Origin of the sequence: Pseudoscardovia radai (assembly GCF_002259605.1) — a bacterium.
Lineage (GTDB): Bacteria > Actinomycetota > Actinomycetes > Actinomycetales > Bifidobacteriaceae > Pseudoscardovia > Pseudoscardovia radai.
Genome location: NZ_MWWR01000017.1, coordinates 23,576 through 48,340 on the forward strand (window position 1 = coordinate 23,576; position 24,765 = coordinate 48,340).

Annotated in this window: 14 protein-coding genes, 2 tRNA genes and 1 pseudogene; 13 read left to right on the forward strand and 4 right to left on the reverse strand. The window is 65.3% G+C overall.

Translation table 11 applies throughout. The features are described from left to right. Nucleotides 1–289: 289 nt before the first annotated feature. From coaE to PSRA_RS07565, 5 genes and pseudogenes are all read left to right on the forward strand, one after another. Complete coding sequence (coaE, locus tag PSRA_RS07545) at nucleotides 290–1,000, forward strand: dephospho-CoA kinase (RefSeq protein WP_245834949.1); 711 nt, start codon at nucleotides 290–292, stop codon at nucleotides 998–1,000. Nucleotides 1,001–1,240: 240 nt separating this feature from the next. Further along, complete coding sequence (uvrB, locus tag PSRA_RS07550) at nucleotides 1,241–3,352, forward strand: excinuclease ABC subunit UvrB (protein WP_094661287.1); 2,112 nt, start codon at nucleotides 1,241–1,243, stop codon at nucleotides 3,350–3,352. A 45-nt stretch (nucleotides 3,353–3,397) separates the two neighbouring features. Next, nucleotides 3,398–4,363: pseudogene (locus tag PSRA_RS07555) on the forward strand (TerC family protein); the annotation flags it as partial. Between the two features lie 493 nt (nucleotides 4,364–4,856). Then, on the forward strand, nucleotides 4,857–6,302 hold the full coding sequence (pyk, locus tag PSRA_RS07560; RefSeq protein ID WP_094661289.1) for a pyruvate kinase: 1,446 nt from the start codon (nucleotides 4,857–4,859) through the stop codon (nucleotides 6,300–6,302). A 1,081-nt stretch (nucleotides 6,303–7,383) separates the two neighbouring features. Further along, complete coding sequence (locus PSRA_RS07565; protein WP_094661290.1) at nucleotides 7,384–7,803, forward strand: hypothetical protein; 420 nt, start codon at nucleotides 7,384–7,386, stop codon at nucleotides 7,801–7,803. Between the two features lie 293 nt (nucleotides 7,804–8,096). On the opposite strand, the gene PSRA_RS07570 is transcribed toward PSRA_RS07565, so the two are convergent. Beyond that, entirely contained in the window at nucleotides 8,097–8,759 is a 663-nt protein-coding gene (locus PSRA_RS07570) for an NUDIX domain-containing protein (protein WP_094661291.1), read from the reverse strand. A gap of 1,059 nt (nucleotides 8,760–9,818) precedes the next feature. Then, nucleotides 9,819–9,892: transfer RNA gene (locus PSRA_RS07575), tRNA-Leu, on the reverse strand. A 397-nt stretch (nucleotides 9,893–10,289) separates the two neighbouring features. Between PSRA_RS07575 and tnpB the strand changes: the two genes are divergently transcribed. The 4 genes from tnpB (at nucleotide 10,290) to PSRA_RS07600 (ending at nucleotide 15,157) form a co-directional block, all read left to right on the forward strand. Next, nucleotides 10,290–11,609, forward strand: a complete 1,320-nt coding sequence (tnpB, locus tag PSRA_RS07585) for an IS607 family element RNA-guided endonuclease TnpB (protein ID WP_094661293.1) — start codon at nucleotides 10,290–10,292, stop codon at nucleotides 11,607–11,609. Nucleotides 11,610–11,667: 58 nt separating this feature from the next. Then, entirely contained in the window at nucleotides 11,668–11,961 is a 294-nt protein-coding gene (locus PSRA_RS07590) for a hypothetical protein (protein ID WP_094661294.1), read from the forward strand. Nucleotides 11,962–12,115: 154 nt separating this feature from the next. After that, nucleotides 12,116–13,243, forward strand: a complete 1,128-nt coding sequence (locus PSRA_RS07595) for a hypothetical protein (RefSeq protein ID WP_094661295.1) — start codon at nucleotides 12,116–12,118, stop codon at nucleotides 13,241–13,243. 225 nt (nucleotides 13,244–13,468) lie between these two features. After that, complete coding sequence (locus PSRA_RS07600; RefSeq protein WP_143516414.1) at nucleotides 13,469–15,157, forward strand: hypothetical protein; 1,689 nt, start codon at nucleotides 13,469–13,471, stop codon at nucleotides 15,155–15,157. Nucleotides 15,158–15,518: 361 nt separating this feature from the next. On the opposite strand, the gene PSRA_RS07605 is transcribed toward PSRA_RS07600, so the two are convergent. Next, nucleotides 15,519–16,205, reverse strand: a complete 687-nt coding sequence (locus PSRA_RS07605; protein WP_094661297.1) for an ANTAR domain-containing response regulator — start codon at nucleotides 16,203–16,205, stop codon at nucleotides 15,519–15,521. Between the two features lie 515 nt (nucleotides 16,206–16,720). Here PSRA_RS07605 and polA point away from each other — a divergent pair. The 3 genes from polA (at nucleotide 16,721) to glgX (ending at nucleotide 22,985) form a co-directional block, all read left to right on the forward strand. Beyond that, nucleotides 16,721–19,693: a DNA polymerase I gene (polA, locus tag PSRA_RS07610; RefSeq protein ID WP_420820565.1), complete on the forward strand. Its 2,973-nt coding sequence runs from the start codon at nucleotides 16,721–16,723 to the stop codon at nucleotides 19,691–19,693. 61 nt (nucleotides 19,694–19,754) lie between these two features. Continuing rightward, nucleotides 19,755–20,672 (forward strand): Nif3-like dinuclear metal center hexameric protein, encoded by a 918-nt coding sequence (locus PSRA_RS07615; RefSeq protein ID WP_094661299.1) that lies wholly within the window; start codon nucleotides 19,755–19,757, stop codon nucleotides 20,670–20,672. A gap of 195 nt (nucleotides 20,673–20,867) precedes the next feature. Further along, nucleotides 20,868–22,985 (forward strand): glycogen debranching protein GlgX, encoded by a 2,118-nt coding sequence (glgX, locus tag PSRA_RS07620; RefSeq protein ID WP_094661300.1) that lies wholly within the window; start codon nucleotides 20,868–20,870, stop codon nucleotides 22,983–22,985. Between the two features lie 125 nt (nucleotides 22,986–23,110). On the opposite strand, the gene PSRA_RS07625 is transcribed toward glgX, so the two are convergent. Further along, the gene (locus tag PSRA_RS07625; protein ID WP_094661301.1) at nucleotides 23,111–24,463 is read right to left on the reverse strand and encodes a hypothetical protein; all 1,353 of its coding nucleotides are present in this window, start codon (nucleotides 24,461–24,463) and stop codon (nucleotides 23,111–23,113) included. A gap of 130 nt (nucleotides 24,464–24,593) precedes the next feature. On the opposite strand from PSRA_RS07625, the gene PSRA_RS07630 reads away from it, so the two are divergent. Beyond that, a tRNA-Pro gene (locus PSRA_RS07630) sits at nucleotides 24,594–24,667 on the forward strand. Nucleotides 24,668–24,765: the final 98 nt, after the last annotated feature.

Consider the following 24,765-nt stretch of genomic DNA (forward strand, 5'->3'; position numbering starts at 1 on the left):
GTGTGCGGAGGGTGGGGCGGCGCGGTGCTGCGGGCGGTGCTGCGCTGTGGCGGCCGGAGAAATCGTTGTTCGTGGTGAGGATTCTTCGCCATGAGGGTTGTTTTTCTCTACGATTGCCTTGTCGCCGGGGCTGTTGGGCGTTCGTGGTGAGGATTCTTCGCCATGAGGGTTGTTTTTCTCTACGAGTGCCCGTTCGCCAGGCCATCTGGGTGTTCGTGGTGAGGATTCTTCGCCATGAAGCTCCGACGCGCGCCTCATCCGCGGGCAGAGGCCGTGGGATGATGGACGCATGGAACGAACGCGGGAAAATCGTGGAGACAACGCAAGCCCTGGCACCAACCTCAGCCCAAACCCCGACGCCGGACGCGCGCCGGATATGCGCGTCGGCCTCACGGGCGGCATCGGGGCGGGCAAGAGCACTGTTGCCGCGCGCCTCGCACACCTAGGCGCGCGCATCATCGACTATGACGCCATCTCGCACGCGCTCACGCGCCCGGGCGGCGCGGCCATCGCGCCGATTCGCGAGCAGTTCGGCCCGCACGCCATCGCGGACGACGGGTCGCTCGACCGCCCGTGGGTCGCCTCGCAGATCTTCGGCGCCGACCCAGCGCATACGGCGAACCGCGGGCGGCTCAACGCCATCATCCACCCGCTCGTCTACGCGCAGGCCGCGCGGCAGGAGGCGGGTGGCGGCATCGTGGTGCATGACATCCCACTGCTCACCGAAGTGCTCGGCGGCATCCCGTTCACGTTCCGCCACATCATCACGGTGGAGGCGCCGGACGGCCTGCGCGTGGAGCGGCTTATGAAGACGCGCGGCATGAGCGAGACCGAGGCCCGCGCGCGCATGGCGTCGCAGACCGATGACGAGGCGCGGCGGCGGTCGGCGGATATCACGATTCCCAACGATTCCGACCTCGTGTCGCTGTACCGCGCGGTGGACGAGGTGTGGTCGCGCCTGTGCACGGAGTGCGAGGGGAACGGCGGGCGAAAGCGGTAGGCGGGGGGCGCAGCGATACGCGGCGGCCGCCGCGAAAGTCTGACGATTGACGATTCGCCCGGCGCGTTCAGCCTTGTGCTAAAGACGAGCCGCGGATATCGTCGCGGTGAGACAATGCGATGAGATACGGACGCGCTGCGAACGGCGGTGCCATCGTAAGGTTTCGGGCAGCGCGACCCGCCGCGCCGCCAGCGCCACGCGCCGCCGCCCGCCGCGCACACATACTCGAATCGAGGAGCCATGGGATTCAGCATCGAACGCACGAACAAGCCGTTCGTCGTCAAGTCGCCGTACAAGCCGGCAGGCGACCAGCCCAAGGCCATCGCGGAACTCGCCGAACGCATCGAGAACGGGGAGAACGACGTGGTGCTCATGGGCGCCACCGGCACCGGCAAAACCGCCACCACCGCATGGCTTATCGAACGCCTCCAGCGCCCCACGCTGATCCTCGAGCCGAACAAAACGCTCGCCGCGCAGCTGTGCGCCGAGTTCCGCGAGCTCATGCCCGACAACGCGGTGAACTACTTCGTCAGCTACTACGACTACTACCAGCCCGAGGCCTACATTCCGCAGACCGACACGTATATCGAAAAGGACTCGAATATCAACGATGACGTCGAACGCCTCCGCCATCGCGCCACCGCCGACCTCCTGACGCGCCGAGACTGCGTGGTGGTGGCCACCGTCTCCTGCATCTACGGCCTCGGCACGCCCGAGGAATACGCGGGCCGCATGCTGTTCCTGCACGAAGGCGACCAGATGGACCGCGACGAGCTGATCCGCACCTTCGTCAGCATGCAGTACAAGCGCAACGACATCGCCTTCGCACGCGGCACCTTCCGCGTGCGCGGCGACACGGTGGAGATCATCCCCGTGTACGAGGAGCTGGCCGTGCGCATCGAGTTCTTCGGCGACGAGATCGACCGCATCACCACGCTCCACCCGCTGACCGGAGACGTCATCGAGCACGTCAGCGAGGTGCATATCTTCCCGGCGTCCCACTACATCGCCGGACCCGAACGCATGAGCCGCGCCATCGACTCGATCCGCGAGGAGCTCGACGCGCGCACGAAGGAGCTGCGCAAGCAGGGCAAGGAGCTCGAGGCGCAGCGCCTGACCATGCGCACCACCTACGATCTCGAGATGCTCGAACAGATCGGCACGTGTTCGGGCGTCGAGAACTACTCGCGCCACATGGACGGGCGCGCGCCGGGCACGCCGCCGCATACGCTGCTCGATTTCTTCCCCGATGATTTCCTCCTCGTCATCGACGAATCGCATGTCACCGTGCCGCAGATCGGCGCCATGTACGAGGGCGACGCGAGCAGGAAGCGCACGCTGGTGGAGCACGGCTTCCGCCTGCCGAGCGCGATGGACAACCGCCCGCTGAAATGGGACGAGTTCCTCGAACGCGTCGGCCAGACCGTGTACCTGTCCGCCACACCCGGAGACTACGAGCTGGGCCTGTCGGACGGGGTGGTGGAGCAGATCATCCGCCCCACCGGCCTGCTCGACCCGAAGGTCGAGGTGCGCCCGGTGGAGGGGCAGGTCGACGATTTGCTCGGCGAGATCAAGGACCGCGTGGCCCGCAACGAGAGGGTCCTCGTCACCACGCTCACGAAGAAGATGGCCGAGGACCTCACCGCGTACCTGCTCGACCGCGACATCAAGGTGGAGTACCTCCACTCCGACGTCGACACGCTCAGGCGCGTGGAGCTGCTGCGCGAGCTGCGCGAGGGGCAGATCGACGTCATCGTGGGCATCAACCTGCTGCGCGAGGGCCTCGACCTGCCGGAGGTGTCGCTGGTGGCGATCCTCGACGCCGACAAGGAGGGCTTCCTGCGCTCCTACCGCTCGCTGATCCAGACGATCGGCCGCGCCGCGCGCAACGTGAACGGCACGGTGATCATGTACGCCGACGACGTGACCGAGGCCATGCACAAGGCCATCGACGAGACGGAGCGCCGCCGCCGCATCCAGATCGCGTACAACAAGGAGCACGGCATCGACCCGACGCCGCTGCGCAAGAAGATCAGCGATGTCAACGACATGCTGGCCAAGGAGGACGTCGACACGCAGACGCTTCTCGCCGGCGGCTACCGCAACGCGGGCAAGGCCGGCAACTCGCATTTCGGCGTGCCCGAGGGCAACAAGGCGCAGGCCGACCAGGTGCGCCGCGACCTCGAGGCCGCGAACCTGCCGGCCAAGGACCTCGCCGACCTCATCCGCTCCCTGTCGGATCAGATGCACACGGCCGCCGAGCAGCTGCAGTTCGAGCTCGCCGCCCGTCTGCGCGACGAGATCCGCGACCTCAAGAAGGAGCTGCGTCAGATGAACGAGGCGAACAAGTAGGAGACCAATCCGCCGCCGGTGCGGGGCGTTGCGTAGACTGGAGGCATGTCTGAAACCCCGCTTGCATTCATGGTCGGCACCTATGTGGTCCTGGCCATCTTCTTCATCGTCGACATCCTCATCATCGGGCGCCGTCCGCATGTGCCCAGCACGAAGGAATGCGTGCAGCACATCGCGTTCTTCGTGGCGGCGGCCCTGGTTTTCGGCGCCGTCATGTGGTTCGTCGCGGGGCCGCAGCCGGCGGTGGAGTTCTACTCCGGATGGCTCACCGAATACTCGCTGAGCATCGACAACCTGTTCGTGTTCGTCATCATCATGTCGAACTTCGCCGTTCCCGCGAACCTCCAGCGCTACGTGCTGTCGATCGGCATCACCATCGCCCTCGTGCTGCGCGGCATCTTCATCGCGCTCGGCTCGGCCATCGTGACGCGCTTCACGTGGGTGTTCTTCCTCTTCGGCGCGTTCCTGCTGTACACCGCCGTCAACCTGCTGCGCGGCAACGGCGACGATGAGGAATACCACGAGAACGCCGTCATCCGAGGCCTGCGCAAGGTCATGCCGATCTCCATGCACTACGATGGCGAGAACCTGCGCACCACCATCGACGGCAAGCGCTTCTTCACGCCGATGCTCATCGTGTTCCTCGCCATCGGCACCACCGACGTCATGTTCGCCTTCGACTCCATCCCCGCCATCTTCGGCCTGACGAAGGACCCGTTCATCGTGTTCACGTCGAATATCTTCGCGCTTCTGGGCCTGCAGCAGCTGTACTTCCTGCTCGGCAAGCTCATCAATGAGCTCGTGTACCTGCCCATCGGCCTGTCCGCGGTGCTTGCGTTCATCGGCGTGAAGCTCATCATGGAGGCGCTGCACGGCAACACGCTGCCGTTCATCAACGGCGGCCAGGGCATCGAGTCGGTTCCCGAGATCCCGACGTGGGTGTCGCTGGTGGTGATCGTGCTGTGCCTGGGCGTCGCGACCATCGCCTCGGTGGTGAAGATGCGCAGCGTGGCGGCGGATACGGGCGCCGAGGACGCGGGCGTCGCACCCGGCGAGAGCAGCACGGTGAGCGCGGCAGAGGTGGGCGAGGAGCTGGAACACGATTCCTCCGCCACGCAGACGCATGACTCCTCCGCCGCGAAGCACGATTCCGCCGCCGCGCGGCCGTCCCGCGCCTAGCCGAGCCCGACACACACCCCTGTCTGACGCACGGCGCCTGGCACGCGCCCGACGCGCGCCCAGACACTTTCACGCAACCCGACACACGCGACGCGCGCCAGACGCCCCCACGGCGTGGCGCGCGTTTCGCGTTCCGACCAACACTCCCGGAACGCAAGCGGCGGCGCGCCATGACGAACCGCACGGACGCTTGCGTCCACCAGGGGATCGGGTTTGTGAGATACCTGTGACGGTCCTTGCGCCGTCGCGCGGAATCGGTACTATGAGCAACTGTGAATTGAGGGACATGCGTCCCATTCCGCAAGATAGAAATAGGCAGGTTTTTATGCGTAAGGCAAAGATCGTCGACACCATCGGTCCCGCGAGCAGCTCTCTTGAAGTTCTCACCGATCTCGTGAAGGCCGGCATGGATGTGGCGCGCATCAACCGTTCTCACGGCACCACCGAGGAACATAACGCCGTGTACGCAAACATCCGCGCGGCTGCGAAGGCCGCCGGCCGCAACGTGGCCGTGCTCGTGGACCTCCAGGGTCCGAAGATCCGCTGCGGTTGGTTCGAGAAGAACGCCGAGGGCGAGGACAAGGTCCAGCTCGAGAAGGGCCAGCAGTTCGTGATCACCACCGATGACATCACCGGCACCAAGGATCGCGTCTCCTGCACGTTCAAGGGCCTGCCGGGCGACTGCCATCCCGGCGATCCGATTCTCATCGATGACGGCAAGGTGCGCCTCGAGGTCACCAAGGTCGAGGGCAACGACGTGTACACCAAGGTTGTCGTGGCCGGCCCCGTGTCTTCCCACAAGGGCATCAACCTCCCCGGCGTGGCCGTGAGCCTGCCGGCCCTGACCGAGAAGGACCAGGCCGATCTGCGCTGGGCCATCCGCACGGGCGCCGACATCATCGCCATGTCCTTCGTGCGCTTCGCCACCGACATCGACCTCGCCCATAAGATCATGGACGAGGAAGGCCGCCGCATCCCGATCGTCGCCAAGATCGAGAAGCCGCAGGCCGTGGCGAACCTCGAGGAGATCGTCCAGGCCTTCGACGGCATCATGGTTGCCCGTGGCGACATGGCCGTCGAGATGCCGTTCGAGGAAGTCCCGCTCATCACCAAGGAATGCATCCAGCTGGCCCGTCGCTACGGCAAGCCGGTTATCGTGGCCACCGAGGTGCTCGGCTCCATGGTTCACTCCCCGGTGCCGTCCCGCGCCGAGGCCTCCGATTGCTCCAACGCCGTGCTCGACGGCGCCGACGCGACCATGACCTCCAACGAGACCGCCGTGGGTGACTACCCGGTCGAGACCGTTGCCACCATGGCCCGCATCTCCAACTACGCCACCGAGCATGGCTTCGATCGCATCCCGGCCATCAACGACATGGTCGTGACCGATTCCTCCGCCGTGGCCGACGCCGCCGTGCAGCTCGCGCGCACGATCAACGCCAAGTGCATCGCCGCCTTCTCCATGACCGGCGACACCGTGCACCGCATCTCCGCGCAGCGTCCGTCCTGCCCGATCTACGGCCTGTCCAACAACGAGTACACCACCCGCTGGCTGGCGCTCTCCTGGGGCACCGAGGCCTTCACCCTGACCACCGAGTACCACGGCCTCCTGCGCAACCAGCTCATGGATCTCGCCGACTCCGTGCTCAAGGAGCAGGGCAAGGTCGAGGACGGCGACACCATCGTGGTGCTCGGCAGCTCCGATCGCTCGCATATCCCGGGCAAGACGAACTCCATCTACGTGCACACCGTCGGCAACTCCGAAGAGTAAGCGCGTGAGCGTGCGTCTATGAGCGCACGTCGCATATGAAGCGGCCGGATGGCCGGGGGAGACCCCGCCGTCCGGCCGTTCTGCTTTTTGGGCTATAAGACCAATTGGGGTTATAGGACGAATTGTGTGTCTGGTCTCGTCCGGGGCTGTCTCTTGTTTTCGGGCGTGGCGAGTCAAGGAGGTTGCCGCGGGTGTCATGCCACGCGGCGCGGCCCGTCCCGTTTGATGCCGGTGCCGTACCCGTCGTTCCCGCCCTGCCCCCGCCGATGGCGTTGGGCGGGTGTGGGGATACCCGCTTTAGACGGTTTTGGCTGGGTTCTCGACGGTTTTCCCGCCGAGATGGCGTTAGGCGGGTGCGGCGGTACCCGCTTTGGGCGGTTTCGGCTGGATTGGCGGTGGTTTTCCCGCTGAGATGGCGTTGGGCGGGTGTGGCGACACCCGCTTTAGGCGATTTGGGGTTGGTTTGGGGTTGCAGGACACATTGTGTGTCCGGTCCCGTTTGAGACCGTCTCCTGTTTCCGGGCGTGCCGAGGCGGCCCCGCACACGGGGCGGTCCGGTGGGTTCGCCCGACAATCGTCCCAACCGAATTCGAGCTCCCCGCGGCCCCGGCGGTTCCGGACACGCATTCCGTCCGGGGTCCGAGTCCCAGCCGGAGGGACCCGAACCCACGACACGCCTACCGGATCAAGGCGGCCCAAACGAAAAGAGGCACACTTTTCGTCCTATAACTCTGGTTTTGGGGCATTGGCTTTGGTGCGGAAGGGAAAATCGTTGAGAATGCTGGGGTTTGGCATACGATTTGGACGATTCCGCGGATGGTTTTACCATGATAGGTGCATGAGGGAGATGTGCCGGGGTGGCGCGTGGGGGAAACTCGCACGACCTCGCATGGCATTCTCACATTCGTGTACCGCGGTCAGGGCGGTGTTGCACTGGCGATGGTACGACGAATGAGCGCCTTGCGGCAATGCCTTCAAGGTGCGATGCAGACCAATCACAGAAAAACAACACAGACAAAACAAACGCCACGCGCCCCGGCCCCAATGCCCCGGCGCACGGCATGACAGGAAGGCAGACAGCATGGCGACCTACTACGGCAAGACGCACGTCAGGGCCAAGTCGATGTATGACGATTCCGACGAGGACGATTACACCGTCCCCATCCCCGAGGGGCTGACCGAATACTTCGAACCCTCCAAGCCCGTCACCTATGAGCAGTCCCTCGCATGGCTGACCGACGGAATCGAACCCTACCCCGGCTACGCCGACGAGTACAACGAATGGGACAAGGCGTGGGAGATGGTCAACCGCGCGCAGGCCGAGGCCGACGGACACCCGTACCTCGTCCTGCCCACCGCGCACCCGCAGCCCGACTTCGATGACGACGGCCGGCCCGCCGACTTCGATGACCCCGAAATCGTCGTGAACCCCGACAGCGGCCTCGCCAAGCTCTACGTGGACGAGGATGTGGAGACTGAGGACGAGGACACTGAAGACTAATAGTCTTACGGTGATTCGCGGCACCCTAGCCGCGTTGTGATCCACACGCGGATGGTGGATTCCGCTGGCCTTCCCGAGAGGGAAGGCCGGCGGCGAAATTTTGGGGATTTTAGAAGGGATACAAAAGAGGAGACTGAAGGGGACGGAATAGGGGAGGGATGGTGCGGGGTCGACGCTGATGCCGCAAACCCGCAGCCGCATTACAACGCAATCGCATAACAAAACCGGCCGGATCGCGATGATCCGGCCGGTGGAGGGCCAATCGTTAGCCAAGCGTTGCGCGATGGCGGAACTCAGATCACGCCCTCTTCGAGCATCTTGATGTGCTCGTGCTGGATGGCGATGACGGACTTCGCGTCCACAATCGTGCCGTTGAGCACCATCTCGTAGGCCTCCTGCACCGGCACCAGGCGCACGTTTGAAACCGGGGACTCGGGGCCGATCATCGTGCGCTCGACCTCCTTGAGGCCGGTGGCGCGGTAGACCACGGTGTGCTGCGTCGAGAAGCTCGGCGTGTTGACGAAGCGCACGAACTGGTCGAACGACTCCGCCTCGTAGCCGGCCTCGTCGCGCAGCTTGCGGCGCGCCACGTCGAGCGCGCGCTCGTTCTTCTTCACCGCGTGGCCGGCGGGCAGCTCGAGCGTCCAGGAGTGGTTCGGGATGCGGTACTGCTCGACGAGCGGGATGCGGCCGTCGTCGGTGATCGCGAGCACGGCCACGGTGTCGCCATCGTTCTCGCGCAGCACATAGCGCGCGAAGTGACCGATGTTCTCCGCCTCGAGCGAGACGAGGTCCACGTCGAAGTAATGCGTGGAAAGCACCTGCTTGCGGCTCTCCTCCTTGATGGGGGCGGTGCGCCAACGGTCGAAGGGGCGATAGGTTTTCGCGCGGTCGATGAGGTCGCTGGCGGTCTGCTTGATCTTCTTGGTCTTCTTCTTGATCGAGTCCTTGTCCATGGCTATCTCTCCTTTGAAATAGTGTGTACACGGTTGAGGGGCGGCAGGGCTGCCCTGGTGCCGTGCACGGATGTGGTTCTTACTCTGGTTCCATAGTAGGAGATAGGGGGCACAGTGCCGGCGCCTACGGCGTTTTTAACAGTTGCAGGGCAGACGAAAACGGTGCGGTGTGGAGTGAGGCTTCACGGAAGTGCTCCTTCGGTGGGGGTCGTGGGTGCGGTGGTCACCTGGGCGGGGCCTTATCGGCATCGAGGGTGCGCGGGAGTGCGCCCTGGGTGGGGGTTACCGTCTCGATTGGGGCTTGGGCGGGGCCTAATCGCGGTCGAGGGTGCACGATTGTGTACCCTGGGTGGGGGTTGTAGGTGCGGTTGGGGCTTGTGGTCGGCCTAACCGTGGTCGAGGGTGCGCGATTGCGTACCCTCGACGGGGGGTTACCGTCTCGATTGGGGCCTGGGCGGGGCCTAACCGTGGTCGAGGGTGCACGATTGTGTACCCTGGGTGGGGGTTACGGCTTCGGATGGTGCCCCAGAGGTGTCTAATCGTGGTCGAGGGTGCGCAATCGTGTACCCTTCGGCGGCAGAAGTCGCCGCTTCCTGCGCCGCCCGCATCCAGCGTCGCCCGCCGTTCGTCCTCTGCGCCATTTGCCGCCGCCCCCGCTTTACGCACCTTCCGCGCTCCCGCCGTTCGACCGCAGGGGAATGGCAGAGCCATGGGTTAGGGGTGACGGAAAGAACGAGTGGGGAACCCGCCACTGGGAGAGGGAACCCGTATGGAGAAGGGGGCGAGCCTGAAAAGGGGACGAGCGTGGAGAAGACGTCGCGCATGGCACAGGGCGCGGCCATGTGATTCGCCGTGGTGCTGGTTGCGCCGCTGCTTGCTCTTTGCTTCAAGCGATATCAGCCAGTGTGCTGCGGCCGTGGATAATTCATCGGATCCCAAGATAGTGGCTCTGTTTTGGCGGCAAACGTGTCCGCATGCGTCGATAGCGTGACTCGCCTCGCGCAGGCGTCGGGATTTTCTGTTGCGGGAACGTGCAGGCAGCGGCGCTGTGAAAAAGTGTGCCCCGGGTGGGACTCGAACCCACACTGCGCAGATTTTGAGGCTGCTTCCTCTACCAATTGGGATACCGGGGCGTGCCGGGCGCTCGCGGGGATTGCCGCCCTCGCGAAATCACGACAATGACCAACTATACACTCATGGCTCTACCGAAGGCCATCTTGCTTCTGCAACGATCTGTGAACAACCTCTGCAACAACTTCTGCAACATTGGGATGGCTTGCGGACATTTTTCGACGATTTCGGGCGCGAAAATCGAGTTTTGGTCCGAAAGCCATCACATTGTTATGGGGGTGATGCGGGGTTGGGAGTGATGTGGGGCTTGGTCCGGCGGCTGCTGGGGCGGCATGTCGGCGGGGTATTCAGCTACTGTCTGATTTCTTAGTTTTTGTTTGGTCTTGTGCGCTATCATTGATACCGACAACACAGGTTCACGGACAGGCGAACCGCATGGAAAGCGTCAGGGGGTGTGCGATGACCGCGAATGAGGCTGTGAAGGTCAGGCTTGACCCCACGCCACGGCAGGAGCGAATGCTCATGTCGCATACCGGTGCGGCGCGCTTCGCCTTCAACGCGGGTCTCGCGCATGTGAAGGACATGCTTGACAAAGGCGAGGAACCCGAATGGTCGCATTATTCCTTGCGCAAGTGGTGGAACGCCAACAAGGCGACGCTCGCCGTGAACCCCGAGACCGGGGAACCGTGGTGGCAGGAGAACAGCAAGGAAGCGTACAGCAACGCACTTAAATCACTGGCGGACGGCTTGAGAAACTTCTCGGAGTCCCGGAAAGGGCAGCGGAAAGGCCCCAAGATGGGGTTCCCGCGTTTCAAGTCGAAGGGCAGGGCGGTTCCGCGTTTCGCATACACGACGGGCGAGTTCGGTCTCATCGACGGCGACCCGCATGCGCTGCGTCTCCCAAGGATAGGGCGCGTGCATTGCATGGAGAACGTCGCCAAGCGCGTCGGCGGTGCCAAGGTCGTCCGCATGACCGTCAGCCAGCGGGCGGGCGCATGGTATGCGGCGCTCACAATCGAAATCGAACGTGCCGACAGTGCCGTCCCGAAGCCCCCGAAGGGCGGGAGCGTCGGCATCGACGTGGGCGTGAAGGAGTTCGCCACCCTGTCGGACGGCACCGTGATACACAATCCGCGTGCGTTGGAATCGAACCTCCGGCGGCTGGGGGAAGCCCAACAGGATTTAAGCCGCAAGCAGGAGGGGTCCGGCCGTCCCCGCAAGGCGAAGGCGCGGGTCGCGCGGCTGTATGCGCGCGTGGCGAATCTGCGCGACGATTTCCTGAACAAGACGACCACGATGCTCGCCAACACCTATGAAGATATCAGCATCGAGGATTTGAACGTGGCGGGAATGCTCAGGAACCACAGTCTCGCGCAAGCGATACAGGACGTGTCGTTCTACGAGTTCCGCCGTCAACTTACTTACAAGACCGCACGCACCGGTGCGAAGCTTCATGTCATCGACCGGTGGTATCCAAGCTCGAAGACGTGTTCGAACTGCGGGACGGTGAAAGCCAAGCTGTCCCTGTCCGAGCGCGTCTATCGTTGCGATGAATGCGGGCTTGTCATCGACCGCGATTTGAACGCGGCCATCAACATCATGGTCGTCGGGAGTGCCCCGGAGACCCTAAACGCGCGTGGAGGGGATGTAAGACGGGCCGACGCCAAGCGTCGGGCAACGCGGACCCCCGTGAAGCGTGAACCAAGCGGGCGTGCGAACGCCGTGAGACTTGGAGCTGGCCTTGGTAACGAGGCCATGCAAGTGTCGTGTCAACGATAACAAACACACTTGCAACGGCGCGAACCTCGAGGGCGCGAACCTTGAGAAGGCGAACCTCATGGACGCCATGACGAAGGCGTATGTCATCCGCTGGTCGGAAATCGAACGCGGCAGTGAGACGGAAATCGACCCCTATGATGGTTTTCCCTGTGTCGTCCCGGACGCTGATTGGGACGAGGCGACGGCGACGTTGTATGAGGTCGCGGACGACGGCGACCGGGAGGAGATTGACTCCGAGACCATCCGGCTTTACAGCAGGGAGGAGGAGTCGGAGACGAAATGGGCGCAATGCGAACGCATGCTTGCGGAACGCAATGGTGTCAGCGAGTACGAGGTGGAGACACCTTGGTGATGCCATTGTCGTCATCGGCTGGCGTTGTCCGGCGTAGGGCGGCGCTTGACAACTGACCGGCGCTGTGCCCGTACGATGCTTACAACGGATAATAATGGTAGCGAATCGATCGGGCGTGGCCGTCGGCCGCGTCTAGGGAGAGTTAGGAGCCATCATGGACGGGAACATGAACGGTATGGGTGCGGGGCCGGTCGGCCCCGACCAAACGGAGACGCAGGCGTCAGCCGTGTCGGGCCGGCGTCGGGGTGGGCGTCGCCGCGTGCTGCTGGCCGCCCTGCTCGCAATCTGCGTGGCGGGCGCGGGCTCGGGGTTCGCCGTGTGGCGTCATGGCGTGCGCGCGGCGCAGGCGGAGGCCGTGCAGGCCGAGCAGACCCGGCAGGCCGCGTACGATGCGTGCGCGAAGGCACAGTCGGACGCGCAGACGGCGTTGGAGGCGTATCAGAACGCTGTCGCGGACAGCCAGCAGGTGGCCGCCACCGACCCGTCCACTCTCGCCGATTCATCCACTCTGGATGCGTTGAACTCCGCGCGTACGTCGCCGGCGGTGTCGCCGGACGCGTGCCGCGCGGACCTGGGCGCGGACGCGCTCGACGCACTCACGGATTCGTGGAAGTCGGCGGCTGCCGCATGGACGCAGGGCGCCGAGGACATCCAGTCCGCCGCGCAGGCCGTGTCGGACTCCCAGGCCGCGAAGGCACGCCAGGACCGCGTGGACGCGCTCAACGGGAAGATCCAGGAGGCGCGCGCCCTCCTGGACTCGTCGGATGGGAATGTGGCGGACGCGCAGACGAGGTTCACCCTGACGGATGCGATCAATGCCGCGCAGGGCATCGTGGACGACCAATCGAGCGCCCCGGACGCGTTTGACCAGGCCTCCTCCGGCCTGGATGCGGCCATGGGGGCCGTCAACGACAGCATCGCCAGGAAGCAGGCGGATGATGCCGCCGCCGCCCAGGCCGCCGCCGCGGCCGCGCAGGCGCAGGCGCAGCGGCAGGCCGCCGTATCGGGCTCCTCCACCGGCCGCCGCCAGACCACCGGCACGAGCCGCGCCACGACGGGCACGTCCGGTTCCACCGGCCGTTCGACCACGAGCGGTGGCGCGGCGTCCGGTTCCGCGCCCGCCCCGCCCGCCAGCGGAAACACGGGCACGAGCGGCGGGTCGAGTTCGAGCACGTATGTGCCGCACGGCCGCGTCATGCACTACGGATGCGGAGATACACCAGAAGAATGCATAGCAAAGTACGGGGGAACTTATGATGGTACTAATCCGTTCATTGACTGACTGATTCTCCCCGGCTCCTTCTCTCTCCAAGGCTTCCGGCCTGCCTCCTCGCGGGGTGGGTCGGAAGCCTTTTCCGTTTTTTCCTGGTGTCTGTGGCTTATATAACCTGCGTGTCGTGCCCGCGCATCCATGGGTGAGCCGGACGAATGTCCGGACGGCCCCGTCCGACGGGACGCGGGTCGGAAGTGTTGAAGGACAAAGGACAGAGGAAGGATACGTATCCTTATGGCACTATTCACCAGAGCACGACACAAGGAAGGAAAGGCCGGGCACCCCAGGGCGCGCAAGGCCGTGGCCATCGTGGCCGCGCTTGCCACCCTGAGTGGTGGCGCGGCGGCCGTGTGGGCCGACGACAGTCAGCCGACGGAGTGGCATGGCGGCAGCGGCCGTTCGCTCGGCGTTGCCAGCCCGTCCGGCCCGAGCTGGCCGGCGGACATTGCGTGGATTTACGGGGACAGCGGCACGACGAGCGACCCGATTGCGGGTGCGTTCGGCCCTGCCGCGGACAACCCGTACGGCGAGCGGAACCCGAGCGTCCTCGCCTTGAAGAACCTCGGCATCACCGTCGGTAACGACGGCAGTGGCGTCGGCGGCGAGTACGACGGGTATGCGAAGATCCAGGCCGCGCAGGCCGATGCGAACCAGAAGTGCGTGGAACGCTTCAAGCCCGCGTATGACGGGGAGCAGGCCCAGTGCCGTATCGTCGCCGTCGGCGTCATCTACGCGCCCACCAGTCCCTATGGCAACGACCGTTTCAACGGGTCCGGCCACGGCGACCTCGAGGGCAGCGACCAGGCGGCCCGCAACTGGTGGACCGGCGTCTGGAACGCCGGCGTCCAACCCTATACCTACACGCACGGTAACCATCATTATCGGACAACTGATAAGTCGACGGTGTCGAGCAATTCGGTGGATGACTTGATGAAAGCGCAGCTGGAGAATAACCCGAAGTACGTGAGCGCTATCGTGATCGCCCTGGACCAGCACACGCCGCAGCCGCCGACGTATGATCTGACGGCGCGGACGGTGTCGTCACGTCAGGGCGTGGTGAAGGCCGGTGGCACGCAGGCGGTGCATGACCTGGTCGAGTCGCATTGCGCGTCCGCCTCCTGCGCGTCGGATCAGACGCTGACCGCGACGAGCACCCTGCACTGGAAGGCCTTCGACGGCCAGACCTACACCCTCAACGGGCAGGCCGGCCGGGCCGCGGCCGAATCACAGAAGTCGAGCACGGTGCCCGTGCCCGCTGCGGGCACTCCCGGCGGGCAGGCGGTCCTGCCCGACTTCACGCCGTCCGATCTCGGCATGCCGATGTGGCTGCCGGGCAACTACTGGTTCGATTTCGACTACGCCAAGCAGTCCAACCTCGCCCACCCCGTCCATGTGGACGGCCAGCCGGACGCGGCGGAATCGTGGAAGGCCCTGCTCGACCTGACCATCAGCACGGATGGCAGCGCGAACACGGGCGACATGACCGGCGACGGGAAGGATTCGGACGACACGGTCACGGACCTCGTCACCCTCTCCTGCGGTGACTCGTGGTGCCCGGACAACCAGGTGACCGTCCCCAGCGTGACGGTCATGCTCCACGACCCGGACGGCAACAGCAACAGCATCGTCAAGGACGTGACCCTCGGCGGCGATGGTCTTCACGATAACCACGGGAACACTGTGATGGCTTGCGGACATTTTTCGACGATTTTGGGCGCGAAAATCGTGTTTTTGGTCCGAAAGCCATCACATTGTTATGGGGAGGGAGGCGTGGTCTTGTCCACTGGCGTCTTCCGCCGTCGTGATTGCACACGAGGGTGCACGATTGTGTTCCCTCGGTGGCGGTTAGGGTGCGGGGAGGACGCTTGGGGCGGGGTAATCGTGGTCGAGGGTGCACGATGGTGCACCTTGGGTGGCGGTTAGGTGGGGTTTGGGTGGCGTTGGCGGGGGTAATGGCTGCCGAGGGTGCACGATGGTGCGCCTTCGAGGGCGGTTAGTGGGCTAGGAAGGCGGTTGGGGCGGGGTAATCGTGGTCGAGGGTGCACGATGGTGCACCCTCGGTGGTGAGTCGATGGCAACCGATGGTGTTATCGCGAGGTTGCGGGGATGGGAAGGTTGCGGAGGGTCGGGGAGGGAGAAAAAGGAAAGGGGCCGATTGCCATCTGGCAATCAGCCCCTGCGTCTATCGTGCGCTCACATTGCGTCTATCGTGCGCACACCGCAAGCACTCGCCGCGCTCACATCACGCATGCGCACCGCACACTCACCACAACGGAGACTCCGCTTACGCGACGGCGCCGTCTCCGTCAATCTGGGAGATCACGGCATCGGCGACCTCCTGCATGGTCAGTCGGCGGTCCATCGACGTCTTCTGGATCCAGCGGAACGCCTCCTGCTCGGTCAGGCCCATATGCTCCATGAGCAGGCCCTTCGCGCGATCCACATGCTTGCGGGACTCCAGGCGGCCCTTGAGGTCCTCCACCTGCTCGCGCAGCTTCTCGACCTCCTCGTCCGAGCCTTCCGCCTCGGTCTGCGTGGCGGGGATGCCGGACAGGCGGCTGCGCAGGGCGGTCATCTGCTGCCAGCGCTGCATGGCCACCTCGATGGTGGGGAAGAGCTTGCCCGGCACGAACGGCTTGACGAGATACGCCATCACGCCCGCGTCCACGGCCTCGGCCACGAGGTCCTTCTGCGAGAAGGCGGTGAGCATGACGACGGGGGCGATGAACTCCTCGTTGATCTCCCGCGCGGCGGTGATGCCGTCCTTGACGGGCATCTTGATATCCATGACGACGACGTCCGGACGCGTCTTCTTGACCAGGTCGACGGCCTCCTGGCCGTTGGCGGCCTCGCCGACGACCTCGTATCCGGCGGACGCGAGGGATTCGACGATATCCATCCTGTTGAGGGCCTCGTCCTCGGCCACCACGACGCGCGGTGCATCCTTCTTTTCCTCTTCAGCGGCGCTCATTGATCCTCCTCGGTCTGTCGCAGGTCCTGCACGGCATCGGGCGCCCTCATGGACCCCTTCTTTGGATCTCATTGTGCGGACGTCTTGTCGGATTCGTGCGGATAACGCTGTGAACCGGACGGTAACGGCTTCGCCCCGTCCCGATGCTTTCAATCCTGTTGCGATGATAGCACCCGCCCTGCCTCGACATCCGGCAGTGTCTGTAACTCCTCGCGTCGGGCATGGGAATGGCATACGATGTGGCCGCGGCCTCGGCGTGTCACGGCGTGTCACGCGGCGCGGCCACACGCCGGCGCGCGGTGCGGATAGGTGCGGATATGATGGCGGCAGGCATTCCGCCGGCGCCGCGCCGGACGGATGCGGGACGCAGACTGTGTATGCAGGCGACAGGCATGGGATCGGGAGGTCAGATGGCGCTGGATAACAAGACGGTACGGCCAAAGGGCGCGCCGCGGGGCAAGGGCGGCAGGAACGACGATGGCGCCGCCGTGCAGGCCGTGAAGACCGTGCGGGCCGTGAAGACAGGGAATTCCAACGATTCCGCCGCGTCGCGCCGACGGCTGCTCGTTATCGACGGCCATTCGCTGGCCTTCCGCGCGTACTTCGCCCTGCCCGTGGAGGGCTTCACGTCGTCATGGGGCCAGCCGACGAACGCCATCTACGGCTTCGCGCGCATGCTGTCGAATGTGGTGCGAGACGAGAAGCCCACGCATATCGGCGTGGCCTTCGACATGAAGGGCGGCACCTTCCGCCAGAAGATGCTCCCGCAGTACAAGGGCACGCGCGACGCGGCCCCCGAGGAGCTGCTCAGCCAGCTGCCGTTGATCCAGAAGATGCTCGACGCGTTCTCGATCCGCTGGATCGAGAAACCCGGCTATGAGGGCGACGACATCATCGGCACGCTTGCGCAGATGGGCGAGGACGCGGGCTGCGACACGCTCGTCCTCTCCGGCGACCGCGACGCCTTCCAGCTCATCGACGACTCCGTCACCGTGCTCTACCCGGGCCACCATTTCCGCGACCTCAAGCACATGACGCCCCAGGAGGTGCTCGCCAAATACAAGGTCACGCCGCAGCAGTACCCGGACCTCGCGGCCATGCGCGGCGAGCAGGCCGACAACATCCCCGGCGTGCCCGGCGTGGGCGACGGCTACGCCGCCAAGTGGATCAACCAGTACGGCGGCCTCGAGCAGATCATCGAGCACGCCGACGAGATCGGCGGCAAGAAGGGCGAGGCCCTGCGCGAAAGCATCGACCAGGTGCGCCTGAACCGCAAGGTCAACGCGTTGGTGCGCGACCTCGACCTGCCCGTGACGGTGGACGACCTCGCCATCGTGCCCCCGGACCGCCAGGCGGTGGGCGAGCTGTTCGACCGTCTCGGCTTCAGCGCCCGCACGCGCGACAATTTCCTCAAACCGTTCCCCGCCGGCGCGCCCGTGAAGAAGGTGACGCTCGACCTGAGCGACCTCGGAGGCGGTGAGAGCGACGCGCCGTCCGTCGACGCGGTGGAGGTGCGCACGCCGGTTATCGACGATGTTCCCGCCGCGCAGCTGCCGGCATGGCTCGCCAAGCATGGCTCCGCCGCGCTCGCCCCGCGCACTGCGGCACACGGCGATGGTGCCACCGCGTCGGCCGTGAGCAAATCGGCCGCGAAGAAGCCGGCAGCGAGCAAGTCGGCTGTGAAAAAGTCGGCCGCAAAGCCCGCCGAACCCGCCCCCGTCTGCGACCCGGACCTCGCCCTGGCCATCGACGACGACGCGGTGTGGGCGCTCGACATCGACGGCGACCCCACGCCCGGCGCCGTCCACACGACCCGCCTGACCATCATGGCGCCCGACTCCCATGTGGCGTCGGTGCCGACAGCCGACATCGACGAAGGCACCGCGCGGGCCATCGGAGGGAAAATCGTGGAGCTCTCCGGCTCCCTCGCGCTGCACGGGTACAAGGAACACCTGCATCTTTTCTCCGCACTCGGCCTCGAATGCCCCGAGCCGTGGATCGACACGAAGCTCGCCGCCTACCTCGAATCCGCCGGCTCCAAGCAGGACCTCGAAAGCGTCATCGCCCGCGTGCTGCCCACCGGCGCCCTGCCCGCGCCCGAGGAGCACGCCGCCGAGCCGCTGTCTTTGTTCGACGACCCCGCCGCCGACGATTCCGCGGCCGTCACAGCCGCCGCGCGCCGCGTCACCGCCATCGTGGCCATTGCGCAGACCCTTGTGCGCGAGCTCGACGAACGCCGCGAATCCGGCCTTCTGCGCGACATCGAATACCCGGTCTCGCGCATCCTCGCCCGCATGGAGGACACGGGCGCCGCCGTCGACCCCGCACGCATGGGCGAACTGTACGATTCCTTCGCCGCCGGGGCCAAGCAGGCCGAAAGCGCCGCATGGGACGCCGCCGGCCGCCAGATCAACCTGCAGAGTCCCAAGCAGGTGCAGGAGGTGCTGTTCACCGACATGGGCCTGCAGCCCATCGGCCGCACGAAGAAAGGCGGGTTCAAGACCGACAGCGATTCGCTGACCGAACTGGCCATCCGCAACGCCTCCGACGAGCGCGCGTCCGGCTTTATCACGGCCCTGCTGCGCTACCGCGAGATCAACAAGCTCAAGCAGTGCGTCGAAACGCTGCAGAAGGCCGTGAACCCGTCTGACGGGCTCATCCACACCACCTTCGAGCAGGCCGTCACCGCCACGGGCCGCCTGAGCTCGGCCAACCCGAACCTGCAGAACATCCCCAACCGCAACAAGGAGGGCCGTGAGATCCGCGGCGCGTTCGTGCCGGCCGACGGCTTCGTGGCGCTGCTGAGCTCCGACTACTCGCAGGTCGAGCTGCGCATCATGGCGCATCTGTCGGGCGACGAGGCGCTGATCGACGCGTTCCGCTCCGGCCGCGACTTCCACCGCTACGTGGCGAGCCTGGTGTACCAGGTGCCGGTCGAGCAGATCACGTCCGACCAGCGCAGCCACGTCAAGGCGATGAGCTACGGCCTGGCCTATGGTCTGAGCACCTACGGCCTGGCCCAGCAGCTGCGCATCTCGCCGGCCGAGGCCGACGTGCTCAAGGGCAAGTATTTCGCCACCTTCGGCAAGGTGCACGACTACCTTGAGTCGCTGGTGGCCGACGCGCGCAAGAAAGGCTACACGGAGACGATGTTCGGCCGCCGCCGCTACATCCCCGACCTCAACTCCAAGAGCTGGCAGCGCCGCGACGCCGCCGAACGCGCCGCGCTCAACGCGCCGATCCAGGGCAGCGCGGCCGACATCATGAAAATCGCCATGATCCGCGTGGACGAGGCGCTGCGCGCCGCGAAGGTGGCGAGCCGCGTCATGCTGCAGATCCACGATGAACTCGTGGTGGAGTTGGCGCCGGGCGAGCAGGAGCAGGTCACCGCCCTGGTGAAGGACGCGATGGAGCACGCCGTGACGCTCAGCGTGCCGCTTGACGTGTCGACGGGCGTGGGCGGCGACTGGCAGCTCGCGGCGCACTGAGGGCGCGGCGTGACACCACGACATATGACACATCACGACATATGACACAGGAGGATTGACGATGACGCAGACGCTGACGCTTAAGCAGGTGACGGACGTGCTGGAGACGCTGTACCCGCTCAAATACGCGGAGAGCTGGGATGAGCCGGGGCTGATCGTCGGCGGGCTCGACTGGCCGGTGCATCGTATCTACTGCGCCGTCGACCCCACCTACGCCGTCGTGCGCGAGGCGCTGGACTGGGGCGCCGACCTGCTGTTCACGCACCACCCGCTGTTCTTCCGCTCCGTGCACACGGTGGGCGGCGCGGGTTTCCGCGGCGACATCGTGAATATGCTCGTTGGCGCACGATGCGGCCTGTGGGTGGGACATACGAACGCCGACGCGGCCTACCGCGGGCAGGCGCAGTCCGCACTCGACGCCTTCGGCCTCGTGGACGAGGGCGCCATGGTTCCGATCGACGACCCCGACGCGCGCGGGCCGGTCGGGGAGGGGCGCGTGGGGCATCTGCCCGAGCCCATGACGCTGCGCGACTTCGCCGTGCGTGTGAGGGACGCCCTCATTCCCACCGAGCTGGGCGTGCTCGTCGCCGGCGACCTCGACCGGACGGTGAGCCGCGTGGCCGTGCTGCCCGGCTCCGGAGATTCGCTGATCGACACGGCGCGATCGCTGGGCGTGGACGTGTACGTGACCAGCGACCTGCGCCACCATCCGGTGACCGACGCCTATCAGCAGGCCGCCTACGAGGCGCGTCTGCGCTCGCAGGGCATCGCGGTCGGCACTCCGGGCGATGCAGCGGCCGGCACGCTTGACTCCACGCCGCGCCCTGCGTTCATCAACACGCCGCATTCGGCCATCGAACGCATGCTGTTCCGCTACGCCGTGCCCGACGTGCGCGAGGCGCTGCACGCCCGCTATGGCGCCGACGTCGAGATCGCCATGAGCCCGACGAACACCGATCCGTGGACGCTGCGCCTGTAGCGCCAAACGCGGGCGAACCCGTTCGGCGCATCCGTCCGGTGTGCCGGGGCGGTGCAGCCGCAATAGCACCAAACGCGGGCGAACGCCACCATGTGGACGTGTTTGTGGACGTCGATTTCCGCCATACGGACGCCTTTCCGGCGTGTTTTGGGCCGAAAGGAATCGCATGGGGCCACTCCGTGAGAGAATGGGGGCATGCGAATTCAACCAGGGTCCATGTTTCCGCTTGGGGCGACGTATGACGGCGCGGGTGTCAACTTCGCACTCTTCTCACAAGCCGCCGAGCGCGTCGAGCTGTGCCTCTTCGACGATGACGACAACGAGACGCGCGTCGAAATGACCGAGCAGAACTCGTACGTATGGCATATCTATCTGCCGGGAATCCAGCCGGGGCAGCGCTACGGCTACCGCATCTACGGCGAATACAACCCCGACAACGGCAACCGGTGCGACCCCAGCAAGCTGCTGCTCGACCCCTACGCCAAGGCGATCGACGGCATGATCGACTCCGACGCGAGTCTGTTCTCCTACGACATCTACAATCCGCAGGACCCCGAGGGCCGCAACCGCGAGGATTCCGCGCCGCATATGATGAAGTCGGTCGTCGTCAACCCCTTCTTCGACTGGAGCAACGACCAGCACCCGAACATCGCGTACAACGATTCCGTGATTTACGAGGCTCATGTGCGCGGCATGACGAACCTCAACGAGAACGTCCCGCCGCAGATCCGCGGCACCTACGCCGGCCTGGCCTACCCGTCGGTCGTGAAATACCTCAAGGACCTCGGCATCACCGCCCTCGAGCTCATGCCGGTGCACCAGTTCATCGACGACACCATGCTCCAGGAAAAGGGCCTGAGCAACTACTGGGGCTACAACACCATCGGCTACTTCGCCCCGCACAACGCCTATTCGAGCTCCGGCTCGCGCGGCGAGCAGGTCAACGAATTCAAGTCCATGGTCAAGGCCTACCACAAGGCGGGCATCGAGATCATCCTCGACGTCGTGTACAACCACACCGCCGAAGGCAACGACATGGGCCCCACGCTCAGCTTCAGGGGCATCGACAACAAGCGCTACTATCGTCTCGTCGAAGGCGACCTGCGCCACTACTTCGACACCACGGGAACCGGCAACTCGCTTCTCATGCGCTCGCCGCACACCCTCCAGCTCATCACCGACTCCCTGCGCTACTGGGTTACCGAAATGCACGTCGACGGCTTCCGCTTCGATCTGGCGGCCACCCTCGCGCGTCAGTTCCAGGACGTCGACAAGCTGTCGGCCTTCTTCGACATCGTGCAGCAGGACCCGGTGCTCTCCCAGGTCAAGCTCATCGCCGAGCCGTGGGACCTCGGCAACGGAGGCTACCAGGTGGGCGGCTTCCCCTCGCTGTGGAGCGAATGGAACGGCCGCTACCGCGACTGCGTGCGCGATTTCTGGCGCTCGCAGCCGTCCACGATGCCCGAGTTCGCCTCGCGCCTCATGGGCAGCTCCGACCTGTACCAGACGAACGGCCGCAAGCCGGTGGCGTCGATCAACTTCATCACCGCGCATGACGGCTTCACCCTCAACGACCTCGTGAGCTACAACAACAAGCACAACGAAGCCAACGGCGAGGGCGGCCGCGACGGCACCAACGACAACCGCTCGTGGAACTGCGGCGTGGAGGGCCCCACGCTGATGCACGATATCAACGAGCTGCGCGCCCGCCAGATGCGCAATTTCATGACCACCCTCATGGTCAGCCAGGGCATCCCGATGATCTGCGGCGGCGACGAGGTGGCGCGCACCCAGCGCGGCAACAACAACGCCTACTGCCAGGACAACGCCATATCGTGGACGAACTGGGACTTCGACAAATACCAGAAGCAGTTCCTCGCGTTCACGAAGAAGGTCATCCATATGCGCCTCGAGCACCCCGTGCTCCACAGGCGGCACTTCTTCACGGGCCGCGCCGCGGGCGACTCCTCGTCGAAGATCCCGCAGGCCGAGTGGTTCGGGCCGGACGGCGAGATCATGGACCGCGCCGATTGGGCGAACACGCACGCCATGTCGCTGATGCTGTTCCTCAACGGCCATGACATTCCCGAGCCCGATATCAACGGCTTCCATCAGGATGACAACGACTTCCTGCTCATCTTCAACGCGTACTACGAGTCGATGGTGTTCACGCTGCCCGACGAGTCCTACGCGCGCAAGTGGGTGCTGCTCATCGACACCTCGGATTCGGACGCGCCCCAGCTGGCGTACGAGGCGAAGTTCTCGATCACGGCCGATCCGCGCAGCCTCATCGTGCTGATGAGCACGGACTGAGGCGTGGGGTAGCCGGGCGCGGACTCGGTACGCGGCATAGGAAACCGGCGGTGGGCGTTGTGCCTGCCGCCGGTTTTCGTATGCGTGGGTGGGCGTGCGCTGTGTGAGCTGTGCGCGGGGGAAGATTACGACGATTGCGGGGTTGCGACCTGCGTTACGTTTCCCTGCGTCACGTTTCCCTGCGTCACGTTTCCTTGTGCGAGTGCGATGATGCGCGTCTGGATGCGGTCGGCCTGCATGGCGGCGATCTGGCGGGCGAAGACGATCATCCACGCGAACAGCGTCAGGCACGCCAGCGCCTCGACGGCCGTCAGCGTGATCTGCCCGCGCAGCCAGGCGAGCAACGCCACCGCGTCGGCCACGAGAATGAGGTCGGACACCACGTACACGATGCGTGACATGCGCGGCATCGCCCACGGAAGAAGAACAAGCAGCAGACCGATCGGCACGCACATGCCGCGCGCGAACACGTTATGCAGCACCGGATGCGGCGTGTAGCGGAAGCAGCCCACGCCGATCAGGCAGACGCCGGTCAGAGACAGCAGCACGGCGAGCGTGGCGGTGCGCGCCACGAAATGGGTGGTCTGGTCCGATCCGGACCGCGCCGTGCTGGCTGGGTGCGGCGCATCCGCCGTTCCGGCGGCCTTCGCCGCATCGGTTTTCGTCACGTCGGCCGCCGTGGCCGCCACGGCCTCGGACGGCGTGACGGAGGGGGAATCGTGTGTTCGCGCCGCGTCTGCGGCGCCTTCCGTATTTCCAGCGCCTTCCGTGGCATCGGACGGCGCGGAATCGTCGGGAAGCGCCATGTACTGCGACGTGACGAGCTCGAACACGGCGAAATACGCCACGATGATGATGCACACGCCTGCGAAGATGAGCGTGGTGTTGAACAGGCGGGCGGCGAAGGTGGTGCGGTCGCCCAGCTGGGAGAAGTTGTTATGCCACCACCAGGGGTCGTCGCTGGTCAGCGCGGCCACCGTTACGCCGGAGATGACGAACAGGGGGAGCATGGTGGCGATGGCCTTCGCGCTGAGCGCCGAGGCCTGGATGAAGCCCAGGTAGGCGGCGACGGCGGCGAAGGAGCCTACGATCAGCGGCGTGAACTGCTCGAACAGCTCGCGACCCAGCGCCACATTCGCGGCCGACAGCAGCGCGTAGGAGGTGAAGAACGTGGTGGCCGCGAACACCGTCGACAGGGCGGCGGCCTCGATGATGCGGCGGATGACGTTGATGGCGCCTGGCGCGCGGCGTGCCATGGCATGGGGGAGCGGCGTCGGCGGGGTGCGCGCGTAGCCGATGGCGAACATGACGAACGAGGAGATGGCGATGATGGCGGCGGATGCGAGGAACTTACGGCCCGACACAAGCCAGATGGCGGGGGCTTTCGACATATACTCGTTCATGGCCGTGTAGCCGATGGCGAGGCTGATCATCGAGGCGAGAAGCGCTCCGGTCTCCGATCGCTGATGCGTCCCCATCCGCGTCCTCATCTGTGGCCTCCTCCCTGGCTCGGGCTGCGTGCCCCGGGCCGCGTTCATTATCCTGTTTTGGCTCGACAGCGCACGATTTTCGGCTATCATGGTTCAGGTGCGCGGCGTGTCCGCGCATCGGGCTGTAGCGCAGCTTGGTAGCGCGCCTGCTTTGGGAGCAGGATGTCGCGGGTTCGAATCCCGCCAGCCCGACGAATGCGTTTCCGGCGGCGGTCGCCGGAACCCGCCCTTTCAAGTGGGGCACCCTTTCGCGTGGGGACGTTTTTGGGGGGTCTATATTGGTGGAAGCG